This is a genomic window from [Scytonema hofmanni] UTEX 2349 (assembly GCF_000582685.1).
Lineage (GTDB): Bacteria > Cyanobacteriota > Cyanobacteriia > Cyanobacteriales > Nostocaceae > Hassallia > Hassallia hofmanni.
Genome location: NZ_KK073768.1, coordinates 2,024,753 through 2,035,215, shown reverse-complemented (window position 1 = coordinate 2,035,215; position 10,463 = coordinate 2,024,753). Strand labels below are relative to the sequence as shown.

Sequence of the window (10,463 nt, the reverse complement as noted above, 5' to 3'; positions counted from 1 at the left end):
GTAGAGACGTAGCAGTGCTACGTCTCTACAAGATTTTGGGTTTTATATATGTACTTCCTAAACCTGAAATCTGCTGTAAATTCAAAGTTTTGGCGATTTTTGCGTCATATCATGTCCTAATAAATAACCATAATAAAAGAACCCCACCCGCCTGTGGCACCCTCCCCGCAAGCGGTGAGTCCACTCGGCGGTGTCGGTTTCCGTCCCGTCGAAGTGGCGAACCCGGAGGGGGAGGGTTGGGGAGGGGTTCTTCATCAATTATGGGTGATTGCCCGGACATGATATCAGTCCTTATGTATTTATCCGGAACCGAAATCAAGGATGTGTAGCCTATTATGTAATTATACTGCCGTTCACAGCGTCATCCTAATTAGCTTTATTTGTACAAGTGGACAAGACGATGACCCAAGTAATAGAGGAACTACTTGACACATTGCCAAACACAAAAAAAGGTGATTCCTCATCGACCTACTGCCCTGTCAAGGAATAGCGGATTGAATCGGTTGTAGGTCAATTCGTCATCACCCAAAAATTCATCCCACACTCCGATATCGTGAGTGTGGGGCTTCTTTTTGTTCCAGCTAAATAAAGGCGATCGCATATCACCGACAATGCAAATCATACAAAGTCTGCATACAGCCATTCTCGTTACTAACCTAGAACAATCCGAACACTTTTATGGCACAGTATTAGGATTGCCCAAAGTTGCTCGTTCCCTAAAATACCCTGGTGCGTGGTATCAAATCGGCGAATCTCAACTTCATCTAATAGTCGCACCCACCGTCCCCACAGACAACCAAAACGAAAAATGGGGACGCAATCCTCATATTGCTTTCTCTGTCACCGACTTGGACGTAGCAAAACAGCAGCTATTAGATCATAATTGCCTTTTTCAACCCAGCGCATCCGGTCGCCCCGCTCTTTTCACCCAAGATCCAGATGGGAATATTGTCGAGTTGAGTCAGCAGTGAGGAGTGGGGGAGTGGGGGGATAAGGAGACAAGGGGACAAGGGGACAAGGAGACAAGGAGACAAGGGGACAAGGGGGACAAGGGGGACAAGGGGGACAAGGAGCAATGACTATTGACTATTGACTATTGACTATTGACTCGAAATTCCATGAAAATTATCGCTTACACTTACACTGACCCTTTACTAGAACCCGCACCCGATCCTCATAGTTGGGGATGGGAAGTGGATCGAGTTTATGAGGATTTGGGTAAGCGATCGCAATTACAAGAATTACTCACTGATTGTCAAACCGAAAGAGCAAATTATCTCCTGATTCGTCGCTTGGAGGAATTGGGAGATAATGCAGAACAAGTGAGCGATCGCTTAACGCAACTCGAAGCGATGGATATAGCAATAATTGCCACTGAACAACCTTACTCTTCAGAAACTCCCAATTTTCGCGCTGAATTATTCAAATTGTTACACGAAATTCAGCGCCAGCAACGCAGTCGTCGCATCCGTCAAGGTCACGCCCGCAATCGTTTGGAGGCTGCGCCACCACCAGGTAAAGCACCTTATGGCTATCGCAGAGGTAACGGAAAGTACATTGTTGATCGTAGTACTTCGCCAGTAGTCAAAGATTTTTTTGATAACTTTCTCCTTTACGGTTCTTTGCGGGGAGCAGTGCGTTATCTAGGGAAAAAATATGCTAAGAAAATCTCTGTCACCACTGGACGCCGGTGGCTGACAAATCCAGTATATCGCGGCGATACGGCTTATCAGAACAGGGAAATTATTTCTAACACACATGTGCCAATTCTTACTAAAGATGAAGCAGCGCAAATTGACCGACTTTTACGCCGCAATAGCCGTTTGCCATCTCGATGTGCAAGCGCACCGCGCTCTCTAGCAGGTTTGGTTATCTGTGGCGAGTGTGAATCGCATATGACAGTTACCCGTGTAACTCAGCGTAACCAAGATAAAGAGTATCTTTATTTACGTCCAATTAGCTGCGCCAAAAGTCCAAAATGTCGCGCTATTCCCTACGCACAAATTTTGTCAAAGACAATTGAAGCGGTTTGTCGTGACTTACCGAGTGCAGTAGCGAAGATGAATTTTCCTCAATTAGATGCAGTTAAAAATAGTTTAGGGGAAAAGAGCGATCGCCAGCAACAAATCCTCGAACAGCTACCCACCTTAGTAGAAACCGGAATTTTAGATGCAGAAACAGCAAAATTAAGAGCATACAAACTGCGTACAGAAATTTCTGCACTCCAAGCAAAACTAGCAACACTGCCCCCCGTCAACTTACTTTCTGTTGCTCAAGCTGTTTCCATTCCCCAATTTTGGTTAGACTTATCAGAAACCGAGCGACGATTTTACCTGCGAGAATTTATTCGGCAAATTGAGATTATTCGCCAAAATCAAAATTGGCAACTACAAATCATATTTATTTTTTAACTACGTAGTAATCGCTTTAGCGATTTCCTATCTCATTTTACCTCTCAACTTAACTTCTAGAAGAAGATCAAGGTCGTTTCCCTGCATTACGCACATTCACAAATTTACCAAGTAAATCGAACCAAAATGGCGCACCCATCGAAATAGCAATACCACTGAAAATCCAACCAGGAATCATAGTTAAAACTTTCAAAAAAGGGAAACTTTCGTTTTTCTTAGGTGTCCAAGCAATTTGCTGATTTAAATTAACATCAGACCAACCAATCGGTAAAGCAACATTGTCTAAAGCACCATCGGCATTTTTTGTCAATTCAATTAAAGTATTATTAACTTGGTCTTGCTGATAATTTGGATTGGCGATCGCCTGATTATTTTGATTTCTCAGTAATATTTGCCCAGCATTATTAGTAATTGTTTCTCGTAGAGCCGAATCTTTTGATAATCTACTAATCATGTGAAATGCATCCGCATTAGCGATGATAGCAAGACTCAAGCCCAGCATAATTGCTACTCCTTTAGCATTGCGCTTGTAAACACCAGAAGCTCGGTCCATTGAGCTATCAAAAGTGCGTTCAATTTCTTTTTGTAATGTATGAATACCTTCTTCTGTGGTTTGAATCCTTGACTGGGCACGTTTTCCTAAAATAGTAATATTTTCCACAACAGATTTCGGAAGTTTGTCAATTAAATCTATAGTTTTAACTGCATTTATAATTCCTTCATTGGCTGCACCTTCTTTATCTTTGACAGCATCTTGAATTTCATGATAAACACCACTACCTTTTCTAATAGTTTCGACAACTTCATTAATATTAGGTCTTAAACCTCCTAACAAAATTGCCTGTTCAATATCTGCAAAAATATCTTTTTTGATAAATTTTACTTTTCGCAATGCTTTTTCAAATAAATCCTGTTTCGGCATATCTGTCTGAAAAGTTTCTATATATCTATCCAAACTTTCTCCCAAACGACTAACGCTAGTATTCAAATCAGCTTTTTGATTTTCAAAATTCCAACTTATTTGTTCAAAGTCGGCTTGAGTTTCTGCATATTGCTGAAACATAGTGTTGATAAATGAAGCAGAGGTTTCATCATCTTTTGTCTCTTCTTTCAATTCGACTAAAACTTGTTCTATTTTAGCTAATTGAGCATTCTTAAATTTTTCCAGCCTGGATTTACTTAATGTTTGAACCATTGTCGGTAATTGCAACGTTTCCATTAATGTAGTTGCAAATATGTCTGAAGGAATGTAAGAAGGACCACTGCGTTTTTTCTCTCCAAAAATAGTTTCATCTTTGTCACCTCCTGGTCGCGCTGTTTTTACTGAACGATATAATGAGCCAATTCCCCAAGTAAGTCTGCGCGGTAAGGTGACAAGAAATCCTTTAGCTTCTTGGTTAATATTTTTTACTAAAGGATGAGAATAAATATTATTAGCTAGTTCAATCACATGAGCATTTTCCGAGTCCTCAACATCACCAGCTAAAAAGATTTCAACTGATTTTTTTAAGTGTTCAGCCCGCCATTGCAACACAGTGGCAATCAATTCTTGAATTTCTGAGGCTAATAAACTTAAAATTAAGTAAGTAAATACTAAACCTAACGCCAAATCGAAAATAACAGGTAGATTCATTGATAGACTCTCCATTCTTCGGTAGAATATTGTGTATTGTATTATGTGTATCAGTTTTTTCCGGCAAATATTTGTTAAATAATTTTAAAAAAATCTGAGAATAAATTATTAAAAAAGATTATTCGCGATCGCGCAAATATGAGCTAATTTTAAATTTAGGAATTCTTCATCTCCTGTGCTTGTTAAGTCCTGTGGCAACATTGAAGACTCCAAAACGTCTGGAGTGTAATCAAAGTGTGCTTTTCAAATGATTATCCTAGATTATGCAAGAAGGAAGCTTTACTTGGACTCGTCTAGAAAAAAAATATCGCGTGGTTGAGAAAAGGATTGATTGGGGATGGGTAATAGTGCTGTTGTTCGCAGCGGTGTTACTCTTTAGCATAAATCTTGGGGAATTGCCACTGCGAGATTGGGATGAAGGTACCGTGGCACAAGTTGCCCGTGAAATTTGGCGTGCGCCGGCTGGTTCAATGCGTTGGCTTTACCCGATGCTAGGAGGTGTACCATATCACAATAAGCCCCCGCTGATGCATTTGCTGATTGCCTGGACTTATTCGCTGTTGGGCGTAAATGAGTGGACTACGCGCTTACCAGGAGCAATGTTAACAGCTATTTCTGTACCTTTGTTGTATTGCATTGGTAGAGAGATATTTCGCCAACGTTGGGCAGCGATTTACAGTGCTTTGATTTATCTAACGATGTTGCCGGTAGTGCGTCATGGACGCTTGGCGATGTTAGATGGTGCGGTAATCTGCTTTTTTATGCTGATGATGTTGTGTGTATTGCGATCGCGTCGAGATTTGCGATACTGTCTGGGTATCGGCATCGGTTTTGGCTTAATTTGTCTAACTAAAGGTATGTTAGGCATATTATTAGGAGCGATCGCCTTTATATTTCTTCTGTGGGATACCCCACGACTTCTCAGTAGTTGGTATATGTGGATAGCCATCATCATTGGCAGTATACCCATTGTTTTCTGGTCTGGTTCCCAGTGGATACATTATGGTGAAAGTTTTGCCCGCATTGGTATCATGGGTCAATCCCTCAACCGCATTAACACAAATGTTGAGAATCATTCTGGACCACCCTGGTACTATCTGTTAGAAATTTTCAAGTACGCATGGCCCTGGTTGATGTTTTTGCCGCAAGCGTTACGCTTAATTTGGGAAAATCGCAATCTTAGCTGGGCAAAACTCGTGCTGGTCTGGAGTGGTGTTTACCTGCTAGCTATTTCGCTAATGGGAACTAAATTACCTTGGTACGTCTTTCCGATTTACCCCAGTTTAGCCTTAGCTTTTGGTGCGTTGCTGGCAGAAACAGAAAATCCATCTTTACAGTCATCTTATCCCCGCGCTTGGATAGCTAGTTTTTCACTACTAGCTGTAGTCGCTTCTGCTGGCAGCATTTATTACAGTTGGGGCACAACAGGTAAATCTGACTTACAGATGATTTTTGCTGCTGTAGCTGTAACTATGGCTGCTTCAGCTATATTAGCAGAGCGAGGTGACGGACAATTCCTGAAAATTTTGTTTTGGGGAAGTTATATTTCCCTGCTGCTGTTGATGAAATCAAACTATTGGGTTTGGGAATTAGAAGAAGCTTATCCTGTTAAACCAGTTGCTGTGATGATTCAGCGGGCAAAACCTACAGTCAGAAAGATTTATACATCTTTTCCGTATAATCGCCCGTCATTGAATTTTTATAGCGATCGCAACATTATTCCCGCTTCTGGTGCTGAACTAAAATATTATTGGCAATACAACGAGCAACCCTACTTTCTACTCGATGCATCTGCTCTGAAAAATCTCCATTTAGAATCAGTGAAGCGAATTGACGAAACCCAAGGCTTCACACTGATTACAAAAGACACATATTGAATTGGGCAATGGGCAATGGGCAATGGGCAATGGGCATTGGGCATTGGGCAATGGGGAATAAAGAAGCTCAAGATAGTGATGCGCGTTCTAATACAATTCTTTCCATGCCCCATGCCCAATGCCCCATGCCCCATGCCCCATGCCCCATGCCCCATGCCCTAGTCCCTATTTTCCACCTTCTCCGTTCCTGGAAGACTTGGGTGATGGTCAGTTTTTTGCTGAGTGATACCAATCATCCCTAAAAGAATAGCACTTACTACAGCTAAAGCTAGCAAAGGACGCTTGAGGACGATAAAATCTCGTATAATCCTAGCTAAAGGACTACTTTGACGACGTAGCGATGATGAGATTATCAGCTGTCTCAAGATAAACGGATCGCGGACGTAGTGACCGCTTTGAGAAACTACTAGGCGTTCCTGACAATACGGACAGGTAAATAAGCCGATGCACGTCTTAACTGGCTTTGGGGTTGCATTTCTCCGGCAAATTGGGCAAGTAACATAATGATTATCAAAGGTGTGTGTATTCATCTACCTTGTCCGCTTAGTCCACTCACTCGCTCTATAACAATAACTATATTCAATTTCCGAACGCCCTCGACAATTACTGAGTGTGCTTTGACATAAGTCATGAATCACACATCAAATATTTATCCGACAAGGGGGACGCTTATCTTAACGGAAGAGGGGGAAAAGGTTAAAAGGATGGAGTTATTTAAAATCAGTCGATAAGTGAGTGAAGATACTCTTCCCCTTTTCCCATGAGTCCCTTTTTTCCTTTTCCCTTTACCCCTCTTTTTGATTAAGCATGGCTTAAGTTCCGAAGTTTTGAGCAGTTGTCGCTCGAAACTTCTGGCTGCAACATGAGTATAGCTACATTTGAGTAGTTATGACTGTTAGAAGTTGCTGCTATGCGTGGGTGTGTGTCTGTGAGCTGAATCGCACTGTATTTTCGCACTTCTGAGAATAGAGTCTGCGCTAAAAAAGCACTTTACCGCTCACCATTGACTATTAATTCTCTCCCATTTAACCATTATCCCTATAAAAGTATGAAGAAGTGGCAAGTTTTACGAAAGCTTTGTAAAACAAGCAAAAAAGCTAAATAATTAACACATAAACTCTTTACTTGTCTAGATGCTAAATCATGCTTCACAATAAGAATTAAGACATAAAAATTTAATTTTTTTCTTACATTTACCCCGCCCATCAATGACTCTCCTGCCTCCTGCCGAACTTAGGAAGGTAACTGAACAACCTGCCTTCCCTACTTTTTCCCTGCTTTTAACTCGCTTAGTTAATCGTTTTCAACCATCTCCAGAAATTGTTGTGCTTTTTTTAGCGGTGCTAATTGGTGGCGGCACGGGTATGGGTGTCGTCACGTTTCACTATTTGATTGAGCTAATTCACCGCTTGATGCTAGAAAATTTCATGGGAGCGATCGCTCATTGGGGTTCTTGGACTTTAGCCTGTGTGCCGATTCTTGGGGGCTTAATTGTCGGCTTTATGCGCTGGCGCACTCAAGATTTTGGACCTGGGCTTTCAACTCTCATCGCCTCCCAAGGAACAGAAATCACGGGACAACTACGACCAGTAACCAAGATGTTAGCAGCTTCTGTTTCTTTAGGAAGTGGTGCTTCTCTCGGACCCGAAGGACCGAGTGTGGAAGTTGGCGCAAATTTGGGTATGTTGATGTCTCAAGTGATGAAAGTATCTCAAGAGCGACAGCGCTTGCTTTTGGGTGCTGGGGCTGCGGCTGGCTTTGCTGCGGGCTTCAATGCGCCGATCGCTGGTGTATTTTTTGCTTTAGAGGTGGTATTAGGTGCGACATCTTTTGCTAGTTCTGCCGTCAGTGTGGTGCTGTTAGCAGCGGTGGTATCGGGGTTGGTTGCTCAAATCGGTTTGGGAACACAACCCGCTTTTGATTTACCTGTTTATCAAGTCATCAGTCCGCTGGAATTACCGCTTTATCTTGGCTTGGGTTTGGGAGCAAGTTTAGTTTCTTTGACTTATACCCAGTCAATTCGTTTGGCAAAAGCCTGTTTTGCGGGGAAAGTTCCCGGTTTTGAATTTTTGGGACGAATTCCTCAGCCAATTCATCCAATTATTGGCGGTGCAATAGTAGGTGCTGTATCTTTAAAATTGCCCCAAATTTTGGGTATCGGTTATGGAACTGTGGAAGCGATGCTTCAAGATGTGAAGTTTTCGCTTTCGCTTTTGGTTGTACTGCTAATAGTCAAGCTGCTAATGACAGCAATTAGTTCTGGTAGTGGTTTTGTTGGTGGTGTGTTTGCACCAGCAATGTTTTTAGGTGCTTCTTTTGGAAGCGCTTACGCCAAAATTTTGGCTTTGGTAATTCCGGGAATCGCCGCACAAATGGCTGCTCCCCCAGCTTACGCGATGGTGGGAATGGCGGCGGTTTTGGCTGCAAGTGTCAGAGCCCCGTTAACATCAATTTTATTATTGTTTGAATTAACACGAGACTATCGGATTGTTTTACCGTTGATGGCAGCGGTGGGTTTGAGTTTTTGGCTGGTGGAGCGGATGAAGCCAACTTTTAACTCTAACTCAAAATTACAGCAAATCGGTCTGGCGGAATTAAAAGATGAAAAAGTAGAAATTCTCTCTTCAATTTTGGTAGAAGATGCTATGCTTTCATCTCCAAAAAAGCTGCCGGCAACCATGAAGGTGTTAGAGGCAGCTTTGGAAATGACACGCGATCGCGCTTCCAGTGCTTTAGTAATTGATGAGGCAGAGCGATTAGTGGGTATCCTTTCCTTAGAAGATATTAACCGTGCCCTTTCTGTTTGGGAATATCCAAATCCACAGAGCGAAATACAAGCACAAATATCCAATCAAAGCGTCATGGAAATTTGTAGTACAGAAATTGTTTATGGTTACTGGGATGAACCCTTATCTGAGGCTTTAGACCGCATGTCTGTTCGAGGTTTGCAACAGCTACCCGTGGTAGCACGAGACAACCACGAGCGCATTTTAGGTTTATTACAAAAAGAGCAAATTGCTTTAACCTGCAATTTAGCAGTAACACGCAAAGCAATTCACTACTATTTGCCAGTAATCCAAAAAACTGGTCTAGCTATTCGTCAGTAGTCAATAGCCAAAAGTCAACAGTCAAAAGTCAAAAGTCAACAGTTAAGAATTTTGGACTATGGACTATGGACTATGGACTATAGACTATGGACTATAGACTAGTTATTAAGCTGTAGCTTCTTCGAGTACATCAGCACCTTCTTTTTCGTCTGCGTCTACCTGTCGCAGACGAATGTGCTTTTTGCCTAAAGTAATTAGAAACTCATCTCCGGCTTTCAGACCCATCTGTTTTGTGTACGCCGATCCTATCAGCAAGTTACCATTTGACTGCACGCTAATTCTATAACTAGCACTGCGTCCACCACGCCCATTGGCACTGGGAGCGCTGTCCAACTGAATGCCTTCAGCATCAATTAGGGCATTTAAGAACTTCATCATGTTGACGCGCTCTATACCGTTTTTTGTAATGGTATAGTAGCCACACTTCTTAGCTTTGTCTTCCTTGCTAACGTTTTCTAGCTCTTTGACTTTATGGAGCAGATCTTCACCGACTAGGGGTTCAATTTTTTTCTGTTTAGCCATCAACTTAGATCGAAAATGAATGGTTGAATTTTTTGAATCGATTTTATTTTAGCTGACAAATAGCTCCCACGCTCAAAATCATGAGTGGGAATTATTTAGTTTTTATCTCAGCCTAGCCAAGTATATTACACCAATCGACAGAATTTTTACGATTTATTCAATATTTTCCAGGGCAATATATCTTAAAGAAGATTGTTATCGATATATCTATAGTTTGTGAAACACTGCTACACTATATTTGTTGAAGTCTCCTTGCCTCCGTTGTGATTGGCAAGTTGTTCAGTTGCCAGAACGCGATAATTGAGACGCAGAATGATAAGCAAAACCGATTTGCGTGTCAACAGCTAGTGTTTGGTGGTTAGTCGTTAGTAGGAGCGTGGCTGTAATCTAACTTAAATAACCAACAACTTACAAGCTTATAAAGGCGTTGCTGAATGAAACTAACGACCAAAGGACACTATAGTGTAAAAGCATTGCTAGATTTGAGTTTACAGACAGGATATAGTCCTGTATCTGTCAGAGCGATCGCCAACCGTCAAGATATTCCCGCTCCTTATTTAGAAAAATTACTCATAGAAATGCGTCGTGCAGGCTTGGTAAAATCAATTCGCGGCAGCGTTGGTGGATATCAATTAGCGCGATCGCCAGAACTAATCTCTGTAGGACAAATTTTAGAAGCTGTCGGTGAAAACATTACCCAATTACCTCATTCTGACATCAAAACTACACTTGCAGAAGATTGGGTAACATATACTTTATGGCACAGATTACAACAAAAACTTAAACAAGCTTTATATAGTATTACCCTAGCAGACCTCTATTATGATGCTCGTAGTTGGCAAGCAGCTCAAGGGGAAGAAGCTAGTTTTATTGTTTAGTCAATAGTCCATAGTTTATAGTCAATAGTCCATAG

The 10,463-nt window shown here is 41.6% G+C and carries 11 protein-coding genes; 7 read left to right on the top strand and 4 right to left on the bottom strand.

Features of this window, described 5'->3' with window-relative positions; translation table 11 throughout:
* Nucleotides 1–153 precede the first annotated feature (153 nt).
* Nucleotides 154–282, top strand: coding sequence for a hypothetical protein (locus TOL9009_RS49335; protein ID WP_260675894.1), 129 nt, complete (start codon nucleotides 154–156; stop codon nucleotides 280–282).
* Nucleotides 283–460: 178 nt separating this feature from the next.
* Here the strand turns inward: TOL9009_RS49335 and TOL9009_RS47285 are convergent, their stop codons facing one another.
* Nucleotides 461–622, bottom strand: coding sequence for a hypothetical protein (locus tag TOL9009_RS47285; RefSeq protein ID WP_186227555.1), 162 nt, complete (start codon nucleotides 620–622; stop codon nucleotides 461–463).
* Between TOL9009_RS47285 and TOL9009_RS0114165 the strand changes: the two genes are divergently transcribed.
* Together TOL9009_RS0114165 and TOL9009_RS0114155 are read left to right on the top strand one after the other, a co-directional pair.
* Complete coding sequence (locus TOL9009_RS0114165) at nucleotides 612–971, top strand: VOC family protein (protein WP_029633388.1); 360 nt, start codon at nucleotides 612–614, stop codon at nucleotides 969–971. The genes TOL9009_RS47285 and TOL9009_RS0114165 overlap by 11 nt on opposite strands.
* Nucleotides 972–1,118: 147 nt before the next feature.
* On the top strand, nucleotides 1,119–2,411 hold the full coding sequence (locus TOL9009_RS0114155; RefSeq protein ID WP_029633387.1) for a recombinase family protein: 1,293 nt from the start codon (nucleotides 1,119–1,121) through the stop codon (nucleotides 2,409–2,411).
* A gap of 67 nt (nucleotides 2,412–2,478) precedes the next feature.
* On the opposite strand, the gene TOL9009_RS0114150 is transcribed toward TOL9009_RS0114155, so the two are convergent.
* The gene (locus tag TOL9009_RS0114150) at nucleotides 2,479–4,044 is read right to left on the bottom strand and encodes a hypothetical protein (RefSeq protein WP_029633386.1); all 1,566 of its coding nucleotides are present in this window, start codon (nucleotides 4,042–4,044) and stop codon (nucleotides 2,479–2,481) included.
* 263 nt (nucleotides 4,045–4,307) lie between these two features.
* On the opposite strand from TOL9009_RS0114150, the gene TOL9009_RS0114145 reads away from it, so the two are divergent.
* Both TOL9009_RS0114145 and TOL9009_RS45635 read left to right on the top strand, forming a co-directional pair.
* The gene (locus TOL9009_RS0114145) at nucleotides 4,308–5,921 is read left to right on the top strand and encodes an ArnT family glycosyltransferase (RefSeq protein ID WP_029633385.1); all 1,614 of its coding nucleotides are present in this window, start codon (nucleotides 4,308–4,310) and stop codon (nucleotides 5,919–5,921) included.
* Nucleotides 5,922–5,929: 8 nt separating this feature from the next.
* Nucleotides 5,930–6,163, top strand: a complete 234-nt coding sequence (locus TOL9009_RS45635; RefSeq protein ID WP_144238236.1) for a hypothetical protein — start codon at nucleotides 5,930–5,932, stop codon at nucleotides 6,161–6,163.
* Here the strand turns inward: TOL9009_RS45635 and TOL9009_RS49330 are convergent.
* Nucleotides 6,080–6,451 (bottom strand): hypothetical protein, encoded by a 372-nt coding sequence (locus TOL9009_RS49330; protein ID WP_072022135.1) that lies wholly within the window; start codon nucleotides 6,449–6,451, stop codon nucleotides 6,080–6,082. The genes TOL9009_RS45635 and TOL9009_RS49330 overlap by 84 nt on opposite strands.
* 678 nt (nucleotides 6,452–7,129) lie before the next feature.
* On the opposite strand from TOL9009_RS49330, the gene TOL9009_RS0114135 reads away from it, so the two are divergent.
* Nucleotides 7,130–9,028 carry a chloride channel protein gene (locus tag TOL9009_RS0114135; RefSeq protein ID WP_029633384.1) on the top strand — a complete coding sequence of 633 codons (1,899 nt, stop codon included), beginning with the start codon at nucleotides 7,130–7,132 and terminating at the stop codon, nucleotides 9,026–9,028.
* Nucleotides 9,029–9,133: 105 nt separating this feature from the next.
* Here the strand turns inward: TOL9009_RS0114135 and TOL9009_RS0114130 are convergent, their stop codons facing one another.
* Entirely contained in the window at nucleotides 9,134–9,550 is a 417-nt protein-coding gene (locus TOL9009_RS0114130) for an AbrB family transcriptional regulator (RefSeq protein WP_029633383.1), read from the bottom strand.
* Nucleotides 9,551–9,984: 434 nt separating this feature from the next.
* Between TOL9009_RS0114130 and TOL9009_RS0114125 the strand changes: the two genes are divergently transcribed.
* Nucleotides 9,985–10,428 (top strand): Rrf2 family transcriptional regulator, encoded by a 444-nt coding sequence (locus TOL9009_RS0114125; RefSeq protein ID WP_029633382.1) that lies wholly within the window; start codon nucleotides 9,985–9,987, stop codon nucleotides 10,426–10,428.
* The last annotated feature ends 35 nt before the right edge of the window (nucleotides 10,429–10,463 follow it).